The sequence below is a fragment of the Pseudoalteromonas lipolytica genome (assembly GCF_001306915.1).
Lineage (GTDB): Bacteria > Pseudomonadota > Gammaproteobacteria > Enterobacterales > Alteromonadaceae > Pseudoalteromonas > Pseudoalteromonas simplex.
This window is the reverse complement of sequence record NZ_LJTC01000010.1, coordinates 71,833-91,622: the sequence shown is the minus strand read 5'-3', so window position 1 is coordinate 91,622 and position 19,790 is coordinate 71,833. Positions and strand designations below refer to the sequence as shown.

The 19,790-nt window shown below is 39.1% G+C and carries 24 protein-coding genes; 20 read left to right on the top strand and 4 right to left on the bottom strand.

Annotated features, from left to right (window positions below; genetic code table 11):
* The 13 genes from AOG27_RS15210 to AOG27_RS15165 all read left to right on the top strand — a co-directional run bounded on the left by AOG27_RS15210 (position 1) and on the right by AOG27_RS15165 (position 7,447).
* Positions 1–186, top strand: a complete 186-nt coding sequence (locus tag AOG27_RS15210; protein WP_054553858.1) for a hypothetical protein — start codon at positions 1–3, stop codon at positions 184–186.
* Positions 187–451: 265 nt separating this feature from the next.
* A complete protein-coding gene (locus tag AOG27_RS15205; RefSeq protein WP_054553857.1) occupies positions 452–1,261 on the top strand; it encodes a major capsid protein P2 in 810 nt (269 codons plus the stop codon).
* A 9-nt stretch (positions 1,262–1,270) separates the two neighbouring features.
* Entirely contained in the window at positions 1,271–1,663 is a 393-nt protein-coding gene (locus AOG27_RS15200) for a hypothetical protein (RefSeq protein ID WP_200909111.1), read from the top strand.
* Positions 1,664–1,787: 124 nt separating this feature from the next.
* Positions 1,788–1,949 (top strand): LPXTG cell wall anchor domain-containing protein, encoded by a 162-nt coding sequence (locus AOG27_RS21630; protein WP_200909110.1) that lies wholly within the window; start codon positions 1,788–1,790, stop codon positions 1,947–1,949.
* Positions 1,946–2,308 (top strand): hypothetical protein, encoded by a 363-nt coding sequence (locus tag AOG27_RS15195; RefSeq protein ID WP_054553856.1) that lies wholly within the window; start codon positions 1,946–1,948, stop codon positions 2,306–2,308. Before AOG27_RS21630 ends, AOG27_RS15195 begins: the two co-directional genes overlap by 4 nt.
* The gene (locus AOG27_RS15190) at positions 2,301–3,308 is read left to right on the top strand and encodes a hypothetical protein (protein ID WP_054553855.1); all 1,008 of its coding nucleotides are present in this window, start codon (positions 2,301–2,303) and stop codon (positions 3,306–3,308) included. The genes AOG27_RS15195 and AOG27_RS15190 overlap by 8 nt, the downstream gene beginning before the upstream one ends.
* The gene (locus AOG27_RS15185; RefSeq protein ID WP_054553854.1) at positions 3,308–4,801 is read left to right on the top strand and encodes a hypothetical protein; all 1,494 of its coding nucleotides are present in this window, start codon (positions 3,308–3,310) and stop codon (positions 4,799–4,801) included. Before AOG27_RS15190 ends, AOG27_RS15185 begins: the two co-directional genes overlap by 1 nt.
* Positions 4,801–5,280, top strand: a complete 480-nt coding sequence (locus AOG27_RS15180; RefSeq protein WP_054553853.1) for a virion protein — start codon at positions 4,801–4,803, stop codon at positions 5,278–5,280. The genes AOG27_RS15185 and AOG27_RS15180 overlap by 1 nt, the downstream gene beginning before the upstream one ends.
* Positions 5,273–5,665 carry a hypothetical protein gene (locus AOG27_RS15175; protein WP_054553852.1) on the top strand — a complete coding sequence of 131 codons (393 nt, stop codon included), beginning with the start codon at positions 5,273–5,275 and terminating at the stop codon, positions 5,663–5,665. The genes AOG27_RS15180 and AOG27_RS15175 overlap by 8 nt, the downstream gene beginning before the upstream one ends.
* Before the next feature lie 3 nt (positions 5,666–5,668).
* Positions 5,669–5,830 (top strand): hypothetical protein, encoded by a 162-nt coding sequence (locus AOG27_RS21625; protein WP_180310834.1) that lies wholly within the window; start codon positions 5,669–5,671, stop codon positions 5,828–5,830.
* A complete protein-coding gene (locus tag AOG27_RS21620; protein ID WP_200909109.1) occupies positions 5,827–5,982 on the top strand; it encodes a hypothetical protein in 156 nt (51 codons plus the stop codon). The genes AOG27_RS21625 and AOG27_RS21620 overlap by 4 nt, the downstream gene beginning before the upstream one ends.
* Positions 5,983–6,087: 105 nt before the next feature.
* Complete coding sequence (locus AOG27_RS15170) at positions 6,088–6,996, top strand: DUF6731 family protein (RefSeq protein WP_054553851.1); 909 nt, start codon at positions 6,088–6,090, stop codon at positions 6,994–6,996.
* A 4-nt stretch (positions 6,997–7,000) separates the two neighbouring features.
* Complete coding sequence (locus tag AOG27_RS15165) at positions 7,001–7,447, top strand: hypothetical protein (protein WP_054553850.1); 447 nt, start codon at positions 7,001–7,003, stop codon at positions 7,445–7,447.
* Positions 7,448–7,467: 20 nt separating this feature from the next.
* Here the strand turns inward: AOG27_RS15165 and AOG27_RS15160 are convergent, their stop codons facing one another.
* Positions 7,468–7,941 (bottom strand): DUF3653 domain-containing protein, encoded by a 474-nt coding sequence (locus tag AOG27_RS15160; protein WP_054553849.1) that lies wholly within the window; start codon positions 7,939–7,941, stop codon positions 7,468–7,470.
* A gap of 411 nt (positions 7,942–8,352) precedes the next feature.
* Here AOG27_RS15160 and AOG27_RS15155 point away from each other — a divergent pair, with 411 nt between their 5' ends.
* Genes AOG27_RS15155 through AOG27_RS15135 form a run of 5 tightly spaced genes read left to right on the top strand, consistent with a single transcriptional unit; the run spans position 8,353 to position 13,886 of the window.
* Positions 8,353–8,748, top strand: a complete 396-nt coding sequence (locus AOG27_RS15155; protein WP_054553848.1) for a response regulator — start codon at positions 8,353–8,355, stop codon at positions 8,746–8,748.
* Positions 8,749–8,755: 7 nt separating this feature from the next.
* Positions 8,756–9,649: an AAA family ATPase gene (locus AOG27_RS15150; protein WP_054553847.1), complete on the top strand. Its 894-nt coding sequence runs from the start codon at positions 8,756–8,758 to the stop codon at positions 9,647–9,649.
* 3 nt (positions 9,650–9,652) lie between these two features.
* Positions 9,653–10,612, top strand: a complete 960-nt coding sequence (locus tag AOG27_RS15145) for a DUF58 domain-containing protein (RefSeq protein ID WP_054553846.1) — start codon at positions 9,653–9,655, stop codon at positions 10,610–10,612.
* 2 nt (positions 10,613–10,614) lie between these two features.
* On the top strand, positions 10,615–12,555 hold the full coding sequence (locus AOG27_RS15140) for a transglutaminaseTgpA domain-containing protein (protein ID WP_054553845.1): 1,941 nt from the start codon (positions 10,615–10,617) through the stop codon (positions 12,553–12,555).
* A gap of 8 nt (positions 12,556–12,563) precedes the next feature.
* The gene (locus AOG27_RS15135) at positions 12,564–13,886 is read left to right on the top strand and encodes a Na+/H+ antiporter family protein (protein WP_054553844.1); all 1,323 of its coding nucleotides are present in this window, start codon (positions 12,564–12,566) and stop codon (positions 13,884–13,886) included.
* 41 nt (positions 13,887–13,927) lie between these two features.
* On the opposite strand, the gene AOG27_RS15130 is transcribed toward AOG27_RS15135, so the two are convergent.
* Complete coding sequence (locus tag AOG27_RS15130; RefSeq protein WP_054553843.1) at positions 13,928–15,901, bottom strand: response regulator; 1,974 nt, start codon at positions 15,899–15,901, stop codon at positions 13,928–13,930.
* Between the two features lie 166 nt (positions 15,902–16,067).
* Between AOG27_RS15130 and AOG27_RS15125 the strand changes: the two genes are divergently transcribed.
* Positions 16,068–16,973 (top strand): gluconeogenesis factor YvcK family protein, encoded by a 906-nt coding sequence (locus AOG27_RS15125; RefSeq protein WP_054553842.1) that lies wholly within the window; start codon positions 16,068–16,070, stop codon positions 16,971–16,973.
* Here the strand turns inward: AOG27_RS15125 and AOG27_RS15120 are convergent.
* A complete protein-coding gene (locus AOG27_RS15120) occupies positions 16,938–17,270 on the bottom strand; it encodes an Hpt domain-containing protein (protein WP_054553841.1) in 333 nt (110 codons plus the stop codon). The two genes, AOG27_RS15125 and AOG27_RS15120, sit on opposite strands and share 36 nt — an antisense overlap.
* A gap of 20 nt (positions 17,271–17,290) precedes the next feature.
* Here AOG27_RS15120 and AOG27_RS15115 point away from each other — a divergent pair, with 20 nt between their 5' ends.
* Positions 17,291–18,325, top strand: a complete 1,035-nt coding sequence (locus tag AOG27_RS15115; protein WP_054553840.1) for a glycosyltransferase family 4 protein — start codon at positions 17,291–17,293, stop codon at positions 18,323–18,325.
* Here the strand turns inward: AOG27_RS15115 and AOG27_RS15110 are convergent.
* Positions 18,294–19,742 (bottom strand): sigma-54-dependent transcriptional regulator, encoded by a 1,449-nt coding sequence (locus tag AOG27_RS15110; RefSeq protein ID WP_054553839.1) that lies wholly within the window; start codon positions 19,740–19,742, stop codon positions 18,294–18,296. The two genes, AOG27_RS15115 and AOG27_RS15110, sit on opposite strands and share 32 nt — an antisense overlap.
* Between the last annotated feature and the right edge of the window lie 48 nt (positions 19,743–19,790).

Sequence of the window (19,790 nt, the reverse complement as noted above, 5' to 3'; positions counted from 1 at the left end):
TTGTACGAAGCACTTGGTTTAACATTAATCGCAATTGGAATACTTTTATTTTATGTTTTTGTATTGACTGACATGTTTGAAATTACAGGGTTAATGGAAAATATAGTAATAATTTTATCCGCAACTTTAATGGGAGCAGGTGTTACTTTCTTGCTTGGGCTTCACGAGTACATTCTCACGTATTAGTTTAATGTAACTTAGCACACGAAAAGAGCGAAATTTTCGCTCTTTTCGCTATAGGGGGAGCGAAACCAAATCGACCGTGGAGCGAAACGCCTGATTTATTGAAAACGAATTTTAAACCTCGTTTCAATAGATTAGGAATTTTCCACATGGTAAATAAACAAACTCTTATCGCTGTAGGCATTACGCTAGGCTTTTTAACTGCTATCAGCAGCGTTCGCGCATTGCGCCCTGTTAAACGTATTGTTTTAGGTTAAGGGGGTAGCAAATGCGCAATATTGCCCCACTTAATAAAATCACAGGCGTAGCGGCTGGCGGTACAGTTTCACTTACTCTGCCTGTTAACCTTACGTATGACAAAGTTCACTTTGAATACTCAGGTGTAACACCTGCACAAATCAAAAACCTTAAAGTTGAATTAAACGGTCGAACTCTGACTGAATACGCAACTTTACAAGACCTTCTAAACGAAAACACATACTACAACCGTGAAGTAGTTGCAGGCTTTGCGACAATGCATTTTACCCGTTCAGAGATTAAAAGCTCTAAACAGCCGCAGCTTGTTGAACAGCGTTTCTTTGGTCTGGGTACGGCTGGCTTATCACTATGTCAAATCAAGTTTGATATTGATGAAAGCGCGGCTTCACCAGCAATTAAAGCTTACGCCGAAAAGTCTGCATCTACCGCACCGGGCTGGTTATTCAAGCGCCGCTCATTCCGCTATAACTTTTCTGCAGGTGTGAATGAAGTTGAAAACATCCCGCGCCCAAATGGTGCTTACATTGCGTTAATTGAAATCAAGAAAGCGGGCGTTAAATCGGCTGAGTTCTTAATCAATAACGTTAAATGGCGTGAGCACATTCCAAAAGCGCTACACAACGCAATTCTTGAACAAAATGAGCGTATTGTTATTAGCAATACTCACTCAATCGACCTGATGTTAGACGGCGATGTGTTCGGCTGTTTAATGCTTGACCCTGCGATTAACGATATGCGTTTACGTGTTGATTGTGACGTTGAAGGCCAAGCCGAAATCGTTGTTCACTACTTCGATAACTTCGCGCAAAGCTCGTTCTAAGGGGGTTCTATGGTACTTGGCTTTGGAAGTGCGGCATCGGGCGCAGTAAATGCCGCAGCACTACCGAACAGGCAAGTAACTTACCCTGAAGGTGCTCCCACGCAAAGCGCGTGGGGCAACTTTGGCGGGTTTGTTAACTCTGCCCTTGGTAATGCAATGAACATCTACGCCCAATACGAGAATATTCAGGCCGCTAAAAACTCGGCTGGTGTAGCTCGTCAGGAACAGCAAAACACAACCGAGCTAGACAATGGTGCGGCTGTTCTTGTAGACGCCCCGAAAACAACAACGGTACAGCAACCCGCTGAAACGATGGTTTTCGGATTCCCACAAAAACAGGTAATTATGGCCTTTGGTGGCTTACTTGTTTTAGGTCTTGTTTTAAAGGTGGCTAAGTCATGACAAGCAAAAACCTAAAAGCCTTTGCATATGGTGTGCTCGTTGCTGCCGCTGGCTCAGTAGCAGCTGAGTTTGTCAAAGGTTACATTCGCAAACAAAAGGCGGCTAAGTAATGGGTGGCGGCGGCATGAGTGCCAGCAACTCAAGCGCCGCCAGTTCAGGAACTGGCGACCAAGCGGCTAATATTGGTTTTCAAGGTGGTTCTATCAACTTTGGAAGCAGCAACAACAATCAATTAATGATTATTGGTGCAGTCGCTCTCTTAGCATTGTTTTTATTCAAAAAATGATTGCTTTTTTAGAGTCAAAAGACCTTCACAAAATCAGCACTGCGGCAGGTTCGCAGGCTGATTTTGATTACATCAAAGACGAAGTAAAAAAAGGTCGGTCACGGTTCGTCAATATCTTAGGTGTGTACTTTGTATTGCGCGTAGACGGTAACGCTTTAACCGTTGTATGTGCAGAGGGCAAAAACCTAAAAGCGGCGTCTTATTGGGTGGTAAGGCTTGCTGAAAAACTCAATTTAAAGTCAATCCTATTTCATACCAAACGCCCCGCATTACAGCGCTTATTAAAGCATTGCAATTTTAATTTTTTTGAAACCGCGCCGAGTGGGTATGCGGTTTATAGGATGGTGCTAAATGGGTAGTAAGTCACGCTCAAGTAGTTCACAACAAACTAATAACTCCAGTACGTCTTTAGGTGTTCAAGGCGATAACACGGGGTTTATGACTGTCGGTAACGGCAATTCTTACAATATCACCACCACGGACGCGGGGCTAGTTGATGGCCTTGTTGATATTTGGGGCGATATGGCAGGCAATCAGCGTGAAATGATGACGTTAACGGGCGATATGGCAGTTGAAAACGCACGTATGACCGAATCAGTAACAGGCAATGCGTTTGATTATGCGCGCGATGTTAACAGCGATTCACTTGATTTTGCTGCAAGCTCTATGGGGGCAGTGGGTGACGCATTGGGTGACGTTATCCAGTTCGGCACAAATGCACAAGATTCAGCGTTTGATTTTGGTCGTGATGCTTTGGACGCTAATAGACGCTCACAAGATTCAGCATTTTCTTTTAGTCGCGATGCACTTGATGTAGCGGAACGTTCACAAGAACGCGCATATTCATTGGTTGGCAATGTAACTGACGATGCAATGAGCCTTAGCCGTGATGCAATGCTAACCACGGGTAATTTAGCCGCTGACAGCATTAATGCGCAAAATTATCTCGCTGAAAAGTCGATGACTGAAAACGCTGATTTGGCGCGTGGTGTTGCGGAACTGGCAGAAACAATGCACGGCAACAACACGGCCTTTGCTAACAACGCGCTATTAACTACAACGGAAGCAATCACCAGCGCGAATAAGGGTATGGCTGATCTCGCGTATTACTCAATAGAAAACAACAGCAATCTTGCAGCAGACCTTGCGGCGGGTGCAACACAGGAAGTAAGCGAAGCATATAGCGATGCAGGCGACCAAACAATATTGGCTCACAAGCAAGCGCTGCAATTTGCTGAAAACTCAATGCGTTCAGATGGTCAACAACTGGCTATCAGTACGAATAAAACAATGATGTATATCGTCGTTGGCCTTGGTGCTGTCACGGCGTTAGCTTTAATTATGGGGCGCAGTAAATAATGTTTATTACTAAATTTTTAAAACCACATGAAGTAACAGAAATTAATACGTTGGGTAACTGTATTAAGGTGATGAACTGTGAAGGTAAATTTCGCATAAAAGCAACTTTGCAAGGGCAACCAGTTTTAGAAACTGATGCCCGCGCGGGCTTTGATGTTCAAACAGGTAAACCGTTTGACCTTCTTGTTATTACTTCTGAGACTGACCAAAAATTAGAGCTTTGGGCATCACAGCACAAATTGAGCTATGACGCATTAAGCACTAAAGCCAGCCGTGCAACGTCATTTTTGGCTGAGCACTACGGACACGGACAACAAATCATTGGTTATGATACGGCGCAATCACGCGTAACGGTTGTATGTGATAAGCCTTGGTGGTTAGGCGGTGAAGGTGTTAGCAAGAAAAATGGCATTCCAATGGCGGCAAATGAAAAATATATTCATGAAAGCGCCGCGCCTTTAAGCGCATACATTGACGAAGCGCCAGCCAAAACCTTAAACACTAATGATATGAACATTATCGAACAGCCTGTTCACTATGACCAGCATACTATTCGTAAAATCAATGACCACTTAGTGTATTTTGGTGGTAATACAGGTACTCGAATTTATGACGCAAAAACAAATGATCACACGACAGTTTCATTAACTCAAGGCGAAAACATAGTAGGTCGCATGTTTGAAATAGACGATGTGATTTATTCTGTAATGCACGAAGGTATCACCGAACATGAAACGCGATTATGTAAAATTGATAATGGTGAGGTGTTTTATATGCCTATGCAAACACCAAATACCTTTATTGCTCTTGGCTGCGATGAATACAAAGGTAAGGTTTATATCGTGGGTGCAGATAGAGCAGAAGGTACAAAACGAGGCAAAATTTACACGGCTGATTCTGGCTTCCCTTATGAAAATTTCACCGAAGTTGACACGAATATCAAAGCAGGCGAACCACTAAAACTAGATAAAATCTTTATTGACCAAAACACAGGCGCGGTTTGGGTTATCGAGGATAGCAACGTCTATAAAGGTTCTATAGCTCTAACTGATTTTGTGTTAATGGGTGAAGTTGAAGGAATTGTAAATACTGACCCTAGTTTTATGGGTGATTGGGCTGTATTCACTGCAAAACCTACCGCAGCCCCGATTTGCTCTAGCCACATGGTACACACAGAATACGGTGTGCTTTCAGCTGCTGAGTTTTTCAATGATGGCAGTCAGTACGATATTACTTATTTTAAAGACCGTTTAGCCGTTGCTTATAACGTTAATGGTGTTTATTGGGCTTTGGGTGAAACAGACCCGACCAAATTTACATCATTCAATAATGACGTTGATATTAGTGAGCTTGCAACCATCTTAGAGCTTAATAACAAGCTATATGTGTTTTCAGTCAACGATAGAGGAGTGCGCAACGCGCTTGTTGTTGGTCTCGAAATTGATAGAGATGTCCACCGTGCGATTTTCCGCGCTTATAAGGAATCGTACTAATGAAAGGCTTTAAATTACCATTGATGTTTGCTGCACTGGCGGGTTTTTTGTTTATCCCGTCTAGCGCTGCGCTTAAACCAAAAGGCATCCGAAACAACAACCCGTTAAACATCGAAGCCCGCGAAAATTGGGTTGGTCAGGTTGGTGATGATGGGCGCTTTGTTATTTTTGAAACTGCATTGCACGGGTTCAGGGCTGCGGGGCGTATTATGCGCACTAAAGCCCGCCGTGGTGTCCGTACGATTGAAAGCATTATCACTGAATGGGCACCGCCATTGAATGACCGTGGTGAGCACGAAAATCACACGGAAAGTTACATCAATTTTGTTGCTGATGAAACAGGTATCCCGCGTGATGCTGTTTTAGCTGATAGCGCTTATCCGTCTGTCATTTCTGCAATGGTTCAAATGGAAAACGGACAAAACCCGTATTCAATGGATGAAATTTCACAGGGCTTTGAGTGGGGGTTCTATGGCTAAGTTCTTAGACCGTAATTGGTCAACAATTCTGTTATTACTTGGCGGTTACTATGCGTATTCACAAATCGTTTTGCGTGGTCGTGAAGCTATTGCACCAGTAACGCGGCCTATTAGCAAAATACTGGCTGAAATCCAATTTGCTGTTAATGGGAGCAATTATATTCGCTACCCAAATGCGGGCTTTTACCTTGACCCGTCAAAGCTTGATTACACCTATAAAGTCGTTGATATGCAGTGGTTGAAAGCTATGTCATTAACTCATGATGACCATGAGGACTATTTAAACGAAATCTTTGACGCTGATTTGCGATTAAAACCGCAATACCGCGTTTTAATTGATGGTTTAGTTGATGCTGAAACCATAACGATAGCGGCTAAGGGGTAGGGCATGACAGTCGATGCAAACTCAATTAACTTACTTTTCATTGTTATTGTGCAAATTGGTGGCGCGTTCGCCACCGTTGCCGCAGTGAAAACAGACATTACTTGGATAAAGCGTGTAATTGAAAAACACGGTGAAGATATAACTAAACTACAGGATAAATTATGATTGCTACATTAGGTAAATATTTAGCAGCCAAATTACTTACAGAAGCATTTATAAAGCGTGTCTGTTTGGCGACAGCTAGACACTTAGCAAGAAAGTCAGAAAATAAGCTTGATGATGAATTGGTTAGTGCTCTCAGTGATGCTCTAAAATAAACATTAAAATGCCGCTAGTTAGCGGCATTTTAAGTCAAACTACATATAAATTTTTTTGAGTTCAGCTATAATAATTTAAATTAATATAATAACTAAAGGGAATTTATGGCTAAGTTCTACAATTTCGATTTTTACCAAACTGCAACTCTCAATTCAGTTCACAATGCTGTAGCACAGACTACTGGAGATATATTCCAACAATTTAAAGCTAAATTAGAAGCTGATGAATATGTAATAAAAGAAATAGGCTCGTACATTTATGAGCTAAGGCTTTTAGAAGAAACTGATTTTGGTTATAGGGGGGTTATAGGTAAACATAGAACTAGTGACCTACCACATGCTGCAACAGTAGGAGGTGAGGAAAGGGAATTAGAGCTTGAACAAAATGAAAATTTGTTAGAAAAAACTTTTTTTCATTATTATCACGAAAACTCTTTACTTATAGTACAGAGAAACCATTTATGTATTCACTTCTCAAACTTCGCTCGATTCTTATCTGTTGGGAGTTATGTATCAACTCTCGCTCCAGTTATAGCAACAGAGGATATACGATGGTTGACTGATAATAATGTTCAGATCAGAACCGCTGACTTTCAAGTCGCTAAACCAACAAATCCAGATATTTTTGAAGACGTTGAACATGACTTTACTAACGGTATAATCAAATCCCTTCAAACCTCCGGCACTGCTGTTCTTAATATAACTATGCGAGGTAATGGCAGAACTGATGTGAAAGAAGAACGCTACCTTGCAGGGACAGTAAAAGGGGCCTTAAGAGAACTTCAAACAAAATTTGATGTCAAAAGGTGTAAGCTTTTATTGGAAAATCAAGAAACACTTGTAACGCATCCAGTAGATTTAGTAGCAGATAGGCTTTTTTATTCAGAATTACTTCATGTTAATGGGCGATATCCGTCTAATGTTGCGATGTGGGAAGCTTTAGAAAATGCTAAAGATACAAAGGAGGATGATTTGATTGCTTACTTTGGAACAATTGAGAATAGGTTGGAATAATTAAATGCTACTGCTATTAGAGAAAAAGACAACTATTTTGGTTATCTCTTTGATTACTAGCATTTTTATGTGGCCTGTAATTGATGGATTAAAAGAAAACCAAATTCAGCCGATTGCTTCAGCAGTTTCTACAGTTGCTGGTATTTTGGTGGGTTTTGTTATGGCATCAATTTCTCTTTTTGCGTCTGCAAAAGATAATACTCTCGTGAAAAATACTACTAAAACAGGGTACTTACCAAAACTGGTAAATAGGCTTCATTACACAATGGGCTTACTTCTTTCTGTTTGCTTTGTTTTCTTAATTGTACTTTTCATACCTTCTGGGGTAGCGATATCGGATTTTAAAATTATTAGCTTAGTTATTAATATAGGTATATTTTTAGCGCTTAACTCATTTTTTAATTTCTTTGTATCTTGGAAGCGTTTTAAAGACTTTTCTCAACATATGTAAAGGCCGCTATGCGGCCTTGTTTATGCAGTTTTCTTATCTCCATACTTCAAAACAATATCTTTTAGAGCAAGCTGATCACTCATTTTGATTAAGTCATTACCAATGATTTTAAGGGTTTCACTGGCTTCAACTAGGTCATACAAGTGTTCAATTTGAGCTTGTAGGGCATCTACGTGGCTTTCGTTATAACGAACAGAGCGTTGTAAAAACTCAATCTTGTTGATGAAATTAGAGTCATAACGTTTACCGTGTGGTGTCCAGAGATAACCATCACGACAAATATAAAAACCATCCCACGATTTATGATTAGACACAGCGCCGTCGATTCGTTGCTGTAGCAATTTAACAGCCCTTGGGCATGGGTTGTCATTTGCAATCCAACGTTCAAGAGTGCGTTCCGTATTTATAGATAAAAATTCCATTGCGGCGCGGCGGTCTAATCGCCCGAAACTCATAAAACCAGCTCTAAAAAGTAATTGCTTAAAATTAGTCATTATTTCCTTAATCCTTGACGAATGTGTGTAGGCGATGCCTGCGCGGAAAAATTAACGATGATTTTTTTAGATTGCTAAATAGGGTTTCAATCAAATTATTTGATTGATAGCTAAAAGTGGAAAACTTATGAAAATAACGGGTACAAACGATTTTAACATTGAACGGGGAATTGGCGACAAAATGACGGGAACAATACGATTTAACATAATATAAATTATGGGTGATTATCTATCTATACATAGCTATACCTATTCTCTGTGCATGCTAAGTCCAATACTAGACGGTATCGGACATTGCGGCGGTGTTTTATCATATTATTCATTTTATTAGTGCTTGTTTCTTGAGCTTAGTTATCTCATGACTTATATTAAAACTATCAACTTGAGATGTAACGATAAGATGTAAACGATATGGAATTTGTGAAGCCGTTAGAACCTATTCTGATAATCGATGATATGCAAGATATCCGCGACTATCTAAATCAAATTTTAACTGGTCTTGGTTTTGACGATATTTTAGAAAGTCGAGATTTTGAATCAGCTAAAACCGTAATTGAAGAAAAGTCGCCTAACGTAATCTTTCTTGATATTGAACTACCTAACACTGACGGTACGGAAATTCTTGAATACTTAAATGACCGCCATCCTCATACTCATGTTGTTATGTGCTCTGGTCATAATAGTCTTGAGAATGTGCAAAACACCTGGGAATTAGGTGCTAAAGGTTTTATCGCCAAACCATTCAACGCAAAAAAAGTCGACTCTGTTATGAAACGTCTAGAATTGATGGAAACCATAACAAATTAAGTAGTTTATGAATTCGACAATCCAACTCATTATCGATGACCTATCAACGGTTATTTTTGGTAAGCAACAACAAATCAAACTCGCCCTTACGTGTTTATTTAGTGAAGGCCACCTGTTAATTGAAGATTTACCAGGCATGGGAAAAACCACTTTATCTCATGCACTTGCCGCAGTTCTTGGCTTGTCGTATCAACGTATTCAATTTACTAGCGATTTATTGCCTTCTGATATTCTGGGTACAAACATCTTTGATGCTAAAGAACATAGTTTTTCATTTCATCAAGGCCCAGTATTTAGCCAAGTTGTATTAGGAGATGAAATTAATCGTGCAGGTCCTAAAACACAAAGTGCACTGTTAGAAGCAATGGAAGAAAAACAAGTGACGGTAGATTCAGTTAAACACGCCCTACCATCACCATTTTTTGTGATTGCTACGCAAAATCCAGTGCATCAATCTGGTACTTATCCGTTACCTGAGTCACAATTAGACCGCTTTTTCATGCGTATTAGTTTAGGTTTTCCTGATAAACACGCTGAGAAAAACCTCATTTTAGGCTTAAACAACCGAAATTATGACGACTTGCCTGTTCGTATTAATCCTGTGCAACTTGCTGTTATTCAAAAAGAAATTAATAAAGTAACGATCAGCAACTCGGTGGTTGATTATATCCTTGAGCTCGTTGCGTTTACTCGCCAAGATAACCATTTTGTAAACCCATTATCACCAAGAGCCAGTATTGCGCTTGCCCGCGCTGCTAAATCATGGGCGTATATTGAAGGTCGTGATTTTGTAATGCCCGAAGATGTACAAGCGGTTTTTCCAAGTGTCACTGATCACCGACTTGGCTTAAACACTGGTGACAGTGGCTATGCACTTAAACATGTGCCTGTAAGCTTATAAAACATGTTTAAGCGCCCTGCTTTTGTTAATCAATTTCGTCAGTCCGTTTTTAATAAGTTATTAAAAAACAAGCATAAAACCAACGAAATTGAGCTTCAACATAAAACGATTTATGTATTACCCTCAAAACTTGGTGGGCAGTTTTTACTAATTGCCTTACTAAACTTTGTGATGGGCATTAACTATCAAAATAACCTGATTTTAGCCATGGCCTATTTAATGGTGGTTGTTTTAGTATTTGCGATACTCACCGGCTATAAAAATGTGCGAGGTTTGTCGGTTAAATACCAGTCAATAAACGAAAGTTATGCGCCAAAAGCCCCTTTTGCGCGTTTTCAAATTCACGCACGATCACACTGTGAGCTTATAAAACTGGTTAATGACAACCTTGAGTCTGAAACTTTATCACTGCAAAACAACGAGAAAAAGACCGTTGAGATAGCACTTAAATGCAGTGAACGTGGTACTTATGGCTTTGATAGAATTAAAATCATTAGCCACTTTCCATTTGGTTTAGTGTCTGTGTGGAGTTACATTGAACCAACCGAAACCGTGTATGTTTACCCACAACCTATCACCGCTGAAAAGCTTGATACTCAGCTCCATGACAATGACGAACACGACGTTGATAACGCTCAAGTTAAAGCCGGAAGTGATGACTTTTATCAACTTACCCCTTTTGTACAAGGTACAGCACTTAATAAGGTATCGTGGAAACACTACGCTAAAACTCAGCAACTATTAACGAAAGAATTTACCAGTGATGCATCACAAGAGTTAGCGCTTAATTTCAATATGTTGAGTGGCAATAATGAGCATAGATTAAGCCAGTTATGTTTTTTGGTGAACCAATTAACCGACCAACAAATGGCGTTTTCGTTAACCTTACCCAATAAACACATTTCGAAAGGTCAAGGGATCTATCATCAAACAACCTGCTTGCAAGCATTAGCGGAGTTTTAAGTATGAATACGCCGCTTATAAATACTGTTTTATCACTGCTGTTTATTGTTACCAGTGGCCTTTTGTTTACTGAAGTAGCGACTCCATTCTTAGCCATATTGGCAGGCCTGAGTTTTTTAAACCTGTTTTTAGGTAAGTTTTATAAAAAACTAAATGGACTGGTGGCAAATATTTTGGCTGCGGTTTGCTTAGTAGCCTTATTTGTTCTGGTTGGAGTGAGCGATACTGTCAAGTTATTTGTATCCATGATGCTACTTGCTAGCAGTTTTAAATTGCTACAAGCGAAAACCGTTAAACAGTATCAAACCGTGTGTTTACTGGTGTTTTTTAACCTTTCAACGGTGTATTTGTTCCATCAAGGCTTGTTCGAAACCTTGGTGGTGAGTGTACTTTATATTGTTAACTTTGCTGTACTTGGCTATTTAACTAGCCCACAAAGCTTTAAGGCTGCTAACAAACAAAGTTTTAAAACCATATTATTGGCCTTACCCATAGCAGCATTTTTGATTTTATTTTTACCTAAGCTACCCGCATTTTGGCAGCTACCGGGGCCAAAACTTGCTAAAACGGGGTTATCAGAGCAGGTTAACCCCTTTTCTATTGCGAAATTAGCGGAATCTGATGACTTAGTTTTTCGGGTAGAACAACAGCCAGAGCAAGCTTTACAAGCCCCCTATTACTGGCGCAGCCTTATTCATGATGAGTTTAATGGCAGTGAATGGTTAATATCGGACATTTTGAAATCGCAACAATATAACCCAATTCGCCGTACAATTACTCAAAGTAATGGTGTTAATTATCAGGTTATTGCAGAGCCTTCATCTTCAAATTGGCTTTTTGCAGTTGGCTTTGCGCAAAGTGATAATTCTGATGTGCACTCAACCTACAATGGTTTGTTAAAACGCAAAGGTAACTTAAACAAAAACATTAAATACGCGGTAACGAGTAGCCAAGCCTCGCTGAGCCTAAATGAATTTGAAAAACGCTTATACACCCGCTTACCGAAAGCAACTAATCCACAAACAACAGCTTTGGCAAAAGAGCTGGCTGCTGAGCATATGAATGCCCAAGGTTACTTTAATTCGCTACTTGATTACTTTAATCAGCAGCAGTTTGCTTACACATTAACACCTACACCCATGTATGGTGATAATACGTTAGACCAGTTTGTGTTTGATACCAAACGTGGCTTTTGTGGCCACTATGCCAGCACCGCTGCATTTATGTTTCGTGTTGCCGGTTACCCTGCCCGTGTTGTGTCGGGTTATTTAGGCGGAGAACAAACTAAAGCCGCTACGCTTAACATTTACCAATATGATGCACATGCTTGGGTCGAAGTGTTCTTTGATGAAAAGTGGCATATTTTTGATGCTACCGCTGTTGTTGCCCCGGAGCGTTTAAACGGTTCGTTATCACAACTGGGGGATTTAAACGAAATCTTTAACGACAATCTTAACTTTGGCCTAAAGCGCTGGAGTCATTTTAAAGCAATAAACTGTCTTAGAATTCACCTTGAAGAGCTCGACTATAAATGGACTAACTGGGTGCTTACGTTTGACCAAGAATCACAACAAAGTTTATTTGATTCTCTGTTTGGCAATAAGTCAGCATGGCTAACACCTTTAATTGTGTTAGGTACATTATTACTAAGCTTTACTGGCTATTTCTTATATAACAAACGCCCTATTCGAAGTAGAGAGCCGCTGGTTGATGACATCACTAAGCTATACCTGTGGGCAAAAAAGCAAGGCATTGAGCCAGTTGATACCAACACGCCACTGCAAAATATTGCTTTAATTAAACAGCAAAAGCCTAGAACAGAGGCATATTTAAGTGAGTTTGAGCAAATAATCATCGAAGTACGTTATCAACAGCAATCATATAACCAAAATCGCAAAAACCGCGTACGAGTTCTGTTAAACTCTCTCAAAACAGCCAAATAGAGAACAATATGAATGCAGTAATTGTCGGCGTTATGTTGATGCTGATCCTGACTCTTTGTCGAATTAATGTCATTGTGGCGATGACGGTAAGCGCAATTGTTGCGGGTTTGACCGCAGGCCTTGGTTTATCACAAACCGTTAATGCATTTAATGATGGATTATCTGGCGGCGCTGAAATAGCACTTAGCTATGCGATGTTAGGTGCATTTGCGGTTGCTATTTCTAAGTCAGGTTTAACACGTATTTTAGCGTCTAAGTTACTAAAGCAAGTAAACGAGAATAGCCACAAAGGCGAAACGACGCTTAGTTATCTTATATTGAGTATTATTTTGCTGTGTGCGATCTCGTCGCAAAATTTGATACCTGTACATATAGCTTTTATCCCAATTCTAATACCGCCCCTACTTGTTGTTTTTAACAAGTTACGCCTTGATAGACGTGCCATTGCGTGTATCTTAACCTTCGGCTTAGCCACCTCTTATATGGTGCTACCTTATGGTTTTGGTGGCATCTACTTATATTCAATCTTACACAAAAACCTCACTGAAAATGGCTTAGAGATTGTTAATACTCAAGTGCCGATAGCAATGATCATTCCAGCCATTGGCATGTTATTTGGTTTATTGGTTGCGGTGTTTATATCTTATCGAAAACGCCGTAGTTACGAGTCCCACAGCCTAACAGAGCAACAGCAAGAGGTTGTCATTGAACAGCCTAAAAAGGTGTTAGCAGTGGGAATTACCGCCGTACTTTGTTCATTAGTGGCACAAAATATTAGTGGCTCTATGATCCTAGGTGGTCTTGTTGGGGTAGCTATATTTACCTTATTTGGTGTTGTAAAACTTGAGCAAAACGGCGATGTATTTAGTAAAGGCATTGCTATGATGGCGATGATTGGCTTTATTATGATTTCGGCGCAAGGTTTTGCTTCAGTGATGAAAGCAACCGGTGATGTAGCTTCATTAGTTAGCTCTGCCGCAGGAATGATTGAGGGTAACAAACCCCTTGCCGCTGCGTTAATTTTACTCGTTGGCTTATTAATCACCATGGGCATTGGTAGCTCGTTTTCGACAGTGCCAATTATAGCCACCCTGTTTGTACCACTTTGTATGGAACTAAACTTTTCTGTTATGGCTACTGCGGCACTGGTTGGAACTGCTGGTGCGCTAGGTGATGCAGGCTCCCCTGCCTCTGATTCAACACTTGGCCCAACATCTGGCCTAAATGCAGATGGGCAACACGACCATATTTGGGACTCTGTCGTGCCTACTTTTATCCATTTTAATATTCCACTACTGATTGCTGGCTGGGTTGCGGCAATGGTGTTGTAAAATTAGCATTGTTTATTTTAAAGCCCCAATTTGGGGCTTTCTTATTGGCTGAATAAAATACGTAAAGCACGATTTAAATCATGAAATCTGATTGGTTTAGTAAGCACTTTGTCCATTCCGGCTTCTAAGCAAGCGCTCTTATCTTGTTTAGAAGCATTTGCAGTTAATGCCACAATAGGTATGGTGAGGTTTAGTTTCTCGCGCATGTACTTAGTTGCACTTATTCCATCCATAACCGGCATCATCATATCCATAAGAACCAAATCAAAAGTACTTGCTTGCACTTTTTCAATTGCCTGCTGGCCGTTATCTGCAAGTGTTACATGATGGTTAAGTTTTTCTAGGAATGTCTTAATTAATACTTGATTCGTTTTATTATCCTCTGTTACTAAAATAGAAATCGGCTCAAGTGACTGTTCTTGTTCCTGTGTGTGAGTGGTCTCTTTTACCAAGGTAAAGGGTATCACTATCGTAAATTTAGTGCCTACGTTAGGCTCACTAACAACAGTGATAGTTCCTTTCATAAGATCGACCAGACTTTTTGTAATACTCAGCCCAAGACCTATCCCTTCAGCTTGCCTGTTGACGCCATCATCATGTTGTTTGAAAGCGTCATAGATTGTCTCAAGTTGAGACTGAGACATACCTTGCCCTGTATCTGAGATCTCAAAAATAAGTTCTTTTTCGGTACTATCAACTTTAAAATTAACAGTACCAACTTTAGTAAATTTAATCGCATTATCTAAAATATTAAATAGGATCTGTCCAACGCGAACACTATCTATATCGATAGTTTTAGGTAATTCCGTTTTTATTTCAGATGAAAAAATAACGCCCGTGCTTTGGCTTGTTTCTAAGAATTGAGAAGCGATATTTTTAACCAATGTGTAAATGTCTGTCGCTTTGACATCAAGTTGCAGTGAACCACTTTCGATTTTTGAAAAATCTAAAACATCGCTTATCAGATCTAGAAGAAGGTCTGCACTAGTATTAGCGTAATTTAACCACCTACTCTGTTTTTCATTTAACTCAGAGTCAGCGAGTAGTTCTAACATGCCAACAATGGCGTTCATTGGGGTTCTTATTTCATGCGACATAACAGTTAAAAATTGCGATTTTGCAAGACTGGCTTCTTCAGCCCTGTTCTTCGCTAGATTAAGTGCATACTCTCTATCTTTATTTACTGTTATATCTTTTGCAATACCCATATAACCTTTGAAATGGCCATTTGCATCATATTGCGGTTTACCACTAAAAGACACCCAAGCTTGAGGTGATGAATTTATCTCAAATTCAAAATCTATAAATTCATTTTGTTCTGACAATAAGTGTTTAAATTGAGACCACTTTTTTAGCTGCGTTTGTTCATGTTCAGTTATTACATCGTCAAATGTTTTATTCAGGAAATGCCTTTTGTATAGATTATTTGCTTCGTTTGAGGTTAATACGTTTGTAAACAGATTATTTTCTGTGGTTTTCCAAAACCATTCACTGGCAAAGTCATTAAATAGATTTGAAAGCTCAGCTAAACGGCTTAATAGTGAAGTCGAATGAAATTTTTGCCTGTTAAGCCTCGTTTGATGTTCTAATTGATGTGCAACTTGTTGAAGTAAAATTTGTAATGGCATTGATTCAAGTTCGTTAAAACAAGCTCCTGGTTCAATAGATAAAAATACCAGGCATTGAGCTTTACCAAATCCTGTTTTTACTTGAAAGACTAAAGCACTCTCTACATTGCTTGGGGTTCTAAACATGCTGCTATTGTTAATCTCAACCCATAACATTGAGTCATCAATCAAAGCATCAATAAACAATGTTTCTTCAAAATCGAAATACTTCATAGTACGCATTTCGACTGATGCTTTATTGTTTTCAATATTAATTAAACAAAGCTCATTAAAACTAAAATAAGGATTCAGTAAAACTTGAAGTTCTTTCTTAACAGTTTGATTTTCTGTTATTCCATTAAACTGTCTTAGCACAATTGGTAATTGCTCTAAGTTAATACCCGCCATGGCTTTTCCTATCAAAAATTGCATCGCATAATGCAAATATAGAAAAAAGAATTAGATTCATCCATATATTTTTTAAAAAATTATCGATATTTCATCATATTAGCTAAATCTTAAAAATGGTATGCCTTATGCTTTTAATTGGTATGAACTAATTAGGGTGAATCAAATGAAAATTGTATGTATTGGTGGTGGCCACGGCTTATCTCATATGCTTAGTGCAATTAGACCACATTGCGCAGAACTCACTGCAATTGTCGCAACAACTGATAATGGTGGTAGTACAGGAAAACTAAGAAATAGTCAGGGGGGCGTTGCTTTAGGTGATATAAGACGTTGTTGCCTACAACTTGCCGATGATGACTCATTAGTACATAAAGTATTTCACCATCGCTTTGAAGGCGGTGAGTTAGATGGTCATAGTTTAGGTAATTTAACACTGCTAGGATTATCACAACAAACTAACTCTGCGACTCAGGCAATTGCTTGGTTCAATGCGATGTTGGGCAATTCTGAAACCATTTTGCCAATGTCTGATGAGCCAACCGATTTATTAGCTGTTTTACCAAACGGTGAAAAAATTATTGGTGAATGCCAGATAGACTCGCTAACTCAGTTACCTGAATATGTCACTCTATCTCAAAATGTAAATGCGGCTCCAGGTGCTGTTGAAGCAATACATAATGCTGACTTAATTTTAATTGGTCCTGGTAGCCTAATAACCAGTGTTATGCCAGCTATGCTTGTAGAAGATATCACTCAAGCAATTAACATGACTTCAGCGTGTCGAGTGTTTATAGAAAATATTGCAAAAGAAACAAGTGTAATTAAATCATTAGATTTAAAACCCGTTGATTGGCTTGAAAGTATGCTGGGATATTCATTTTGTGATTTAAGTATTTCACACGACGCACTTAGCGAAATTGTTTCACATTTTGATGATGTGATTAGAACACCAAATCAGCAACATGATATTGAACAACTTAGTACAGTTTTTGGTGAGATACTTAAAATGCCATTAATTTTGGAGGCTGATAAATCAAGCCGAACTGATCAAGCTATTTCCATGCTTTAGTGTTAGTGAAAATTGGTCTTGCAGTGTCTCGATTAAATCATGCAATTCATGATCGAATTGTTCAGCTTTGGCTTTGTGCTCAATTTGTTCAGCAATAGAACCTACAGAAAGCGCGCCATAGCTTCGGCTACTGCTTTTCAGACTATGAGCATTTAAAGAAATAGTTGCTTGTTTTGTTGTATCAGCAATATCGTTAACAATTTGTGTGGATTCAGTGAGGTACACTTGTAGTAGCTGTTTTGCTAGGTCTTCACCAACATCCTGTTGCAATTGTGCAAATGTAGCAGTATCTATCATGTTTTTTCCTTGGAGTAGATATGAAGTACAGTGTTATTTTATTTGTAGATTCAAGTATCATTGGCGGCATCGAAAGCCATATCATCGCCCTATGCAATTTGCTTGAACAATATAATATTAAAAGCTCAGTTTTGTTTTATCAAGATCATAATAACATCGCATTTTACAATCGTTTAGATAATGCAAATATTGACTACCAATTTGCGGGCGGATGTTTTTTAGATTTATACAAAATTATCAAAGAGTTACCATCTAGCTCGTTACTTCATACTCATGGTTATAAAGCAAGTATATTAGGCAAGCTCGCTTGCTTAATGCAAAATCGCCGTTGTATATCTACTTACCATGCCGGTGAGCAAGGTCAGGGACTCGTTTATTTATATAACAGGCTTGATAAGCTTTTAAGCTACTTTTCATTTAATTTTGCCGTTTCAGATATTCTTTCAAAACAGATTTACAAAGCAGAACTACTGGAAAACTTTATCAGTTTGAATAATAAATCTAAGCACTCAATAAACATTGAGAGAGAGCCAATTAACGTTGGCTTTGTTGGCCGCTTATCTTACGAGAAAGCCCCTGATATATTTATTGAGACTGCTAAACAGTTTTCATCTGAATATCTTAATTTTCATATGTTTGGTGATGGACCAATGGCAAGTGAATTAGATTTAACAGCAATAACTTATCATGGGCAATGTGAGCCAGAACAAATATGGCCACATTTAGATGTATTGGTTGTTTGTTCAAGGGCTGAAGGTTTACCTATGGTTGTTCTTGAAGCAATGTCTAATGGTGTACTAGTGATTTCTGCACCTGTTGGCCAACTTGTTAAAATCATTGAGCATTTAAAAAATGGCTTACTAATGTCTGATTCAAGCACTGATGCATTAGTAAACCAATTAAATTACTTACGATCACTCAGTGCTGAGCAAAAGCGCAATATGCTCAAAAATGCTAAGCAATTAGTTGAGCAACGCTTTTCAGGTAAACAGCAATTTGAACAATTAAATAAGGCTTATACCGCTAGCTTACCTGCATTTCCTCCCAACTCTTGATTTTTCTGTAAAGTGTTGAAGGACTCACATCTAACAAGGCCGCTGCTTTTGGAATATTGTTATCACAAGCATCGATAGACTGTTCTATATAGCGTTTTTCAACTAACCAAAGGGGTTCTATATCTGACTGAGAAAACTCTGCTGGTTTTTCATCAATTGAAATTATTTCTGAAGATATAGGCGTACTATCCTCAAATTGTGTTTTAACCCTATGACTTGGTTCAGAAGCTGCCGTTTCGACTGACTGGTTTTGGCTATGAGGTAAAGCAGGGATCATATTTGTTTCTATATAATCCTCATTGTGAAGTACGAGAATATTTCTAATTGTATTTTCTAGCTGTCGAACATTACCCGGCCAACTGTATTTTAAAAACATGTTTTTAACAGCATCAGACATGCCCCTGTAACTACGCCCTTCCTCTTTACTAATTTTTTTGAATAAGGCATCTGCTATCTCAATAACGTCTCTGCCACGTTGATTAAGAGGTGGTAAAGTGATAGGAATGACATGTAAACGATAATATAGATCCTCGCGGAAACGCCCTTCTTTAACCTCAAGCAAAGGATCACGATTTGTTGCACAAACAAAGCGTACATCAACTTTAACCTCTTTTTCACTCCCTACTTGCTGATAACAACCAGTTTGAATAAAGCGCAAGAGTTTACTCTGAAGATTAATATCCATTTCGCAGAGCTCATCTAAAAATAAAGTTCCTCCATCAGCTTGGCCGGCAGCCCCTTCACGGTTTGCAATGGCCCCTGTAAATGCGCCTTTTAAATGTCCAAAAATCTCACTTTCAATTAAATCTTTAGGAATTGCGGCACAATTCAAAGCAACAAAGGGTTTATTTGCACGCGGAGATGCCAGGTGCACTGCACGGGCACATAATTCTTTTCCTGTACCACTTTCACCAGTAATAAAAACGGTTGCTTTGCTTGCTGAGGCAGATTTAATAATTTGGTAAACAGATTGCATTTCAGCAGAGCTGCCAATCAAATCAAAGTACTGTCCATTCTCATAGGTACTTTTGTATGTTTTTACGGTTTGCTTTAAGTCTTTTAGTTTTAATCCGTTATTTACAGTGATCCGAAAACGATCCGCTTCAATGGGTTTTTCTAAAAAGTCACTCGCACCTAATTTAATTGCTTTAATGGCCATTTCTTTTGTTGCATGGCCTGTTAAGACAATTACCTGCGGAGAGTTATCAGCATTTAATGATGATAAAATATCAAGGCCATTCATATCCGGCAGCATGACATCTAATATGATCAGGTCTGGTTGAAATTCTTCTAAAGCAGCTATCGCCTGCTCGCCGGTGTAAGCGATGCGCGTATTTACACCCGTGGGTATTAAGTATGACTGGTACATTAAAGCCAGTGACTCAGTATCTTCAACAATGAGAATTTTAGGTGGCATTGGTATGTCCTTATTTTAATAGCTGTTGAGATAAAGTGATTATGATAC

Excerpts from the sequence above, each read along its gene's own strand:
- AOG27_RS15205 (WP_054553857.1), top strand. The coding sequence starts at position 452 with ATGCGCAATATTGCCCCACTTAATAAAATCACAGGCGTAGCGGCTGGC.
- AOG27_RS15200 (WP_200909111.1), top strand. The coding sequence starts at position 1,271 with ATGGTACTTGGCTTTGGAAGTGCGGCATCGGGCGCAGTAAATGCCGCA.
- AOG27_RS21630 (WP_200909110.1), top strand. The coding sequence starts at position 1,788 with ATGAGTGCCAGCAACTCAAGCGCCGCCAGTTCAGGAACTGGCGACCAA.
- AOG27_RS15195 (WP_054553856.1), top strand. The coding sequence starts at position 1,946 with ATGATTGCTTTTTTAGAGTCAAAAGACCTTCACAAAATCAGCACTGCG.
- AOG27_RS15190 (WP_054553855.1), top strand. The coding sequence starts at position 2,301 with ATGGGTAGTAAGTCACGCTCAAGTAGTTCACAACAAACTAATAACTCC.
- AOG27_RS15185 (WP_054553854.1), top strand. The coding sequence starts at position 3,308 with ATGTTTATTACTAAATTTTTAAAACCACATGAAGTAACAGAAATTAAT.
- AOG27_RS15180 (WP_054553853.1), top strand. The coding sequence starts at position 4,801 with ATGAAAGGCTTTAAATTACCATTGATGTTTGCTGCACTGGCGGGTTTT.
- AOG27_RS15175 (WP_054553852.1), top strand. The coding sequence starts at position 5,273 with ATGGCTAAGTTCTTAGACCGTAATTGGTCAACAATTCTGTTATTACTT.
- AOG27_RS21625 (WP_180310834.1), top strand. The coding sequence starts at position 5,669 with ATGACAGTCGATGCAAACTCAATTAACTTACTTTTCATTGTTATTGTG.
- AOG27_RS21620 (WP_200909109.1), top strand. The coding sequence starts at position 5,827 with ATGATTGCTACATTAGGTAAATATTTAGCAGCCAAATTACTTACAGAA.
- AOG27_RS15170 (WP_054553851.1), top strand. The coding sequence starts at position 6,088 with ATGGCTAAGTTCTACAATTTCGATTTTTACCAAACTGCAACTCTCAAT.
- AOG27_RS15165 (WP_054553850.1), top strand. The coding sequence starts at position 7,001 with ATGCTACTGCTATTAGAGAAAAAGACAACTATTTTGGTTATCTCTTTG.
- AOG27_RS15160 (WP_054553849.1), bottom strand. The coding sequence starts at position 7,941 with ATGACTAATTTTAAGCAATTACTTTTTAGAGCTGGTTTTATGAGTTTC.
- AOG27_RS15155 (WP_054553848.1), top strand. The coding sequence starts at position 8,353 with ATGGAATTTGTGAAGCCGTTAGAACCTATTCTGATAATCGATGATATG.
- AOG27_RS15150 (WP_054553847.1), top strand. The coding sequence starts at position 8,756 with ATGAATTCGACAATCCAACTCATTATCGATGACCTATCAACGGTTATT.
- AOG27_RS15145 (WP_054553846.1), top strand. The coding sequence starts at position 9,653 with ATGTTTAAGCGCCCTGCTTTTGTTAATCAATTTCGTCAGTCCGTTTTT.
- AOG27_RS15140 (WP_054553845.1), top strand. The coding sequence starts at position 10,615 with ATGAATACGCCGCTTATAAATACTGTTTTATCACTGCTGTTTATTGTT.
- AOG27_RS15135 (WP_054553844.1), top strand. The coding sequence starts at position 12,564 with ATGAATGCAGTAATTGTCGGCGTTATGTTGATGCTGATCCTGACTCTT.
- AOG27_RS15130 (WP_054553843.1), bottom strand. The coding sequence starts at position 15,901 with ATGGCGGGTATTAACTTAGAGCAATTACCAATTGTGCTAAGACAGTTT.
- AOG27_RS15125 (WP_054553842.1), top strand. The coding sequence starts at position 16,068 with ATGAAAATTGTATGTATTGGTGGTGGCCACGGCTTATCTCATATGCTT.
- AOG27_RS15120 (WP_054553841.1), bottom strand. The coding sequence starts at position 17,270 with ATGATAGATACTGCTACATTTGCACAATTGCAACAGGATGTTGGTGAA.
- AOG27_RS15115 (WP_054553840.1), top strand. The coding sequence starts at position 17,291 with ATGAAGTACAGTGTTATTTTATTTGTAGATTCAAGTATCATTGGCGGC.
- AOG27_RS15110 (WP_054553839.1), bottom strand. The coding sequence starts at position 19,742 with ATGCCACCTAAAATTCTCATTGTTGAAGATACTGAGTCACTGGCTTTA.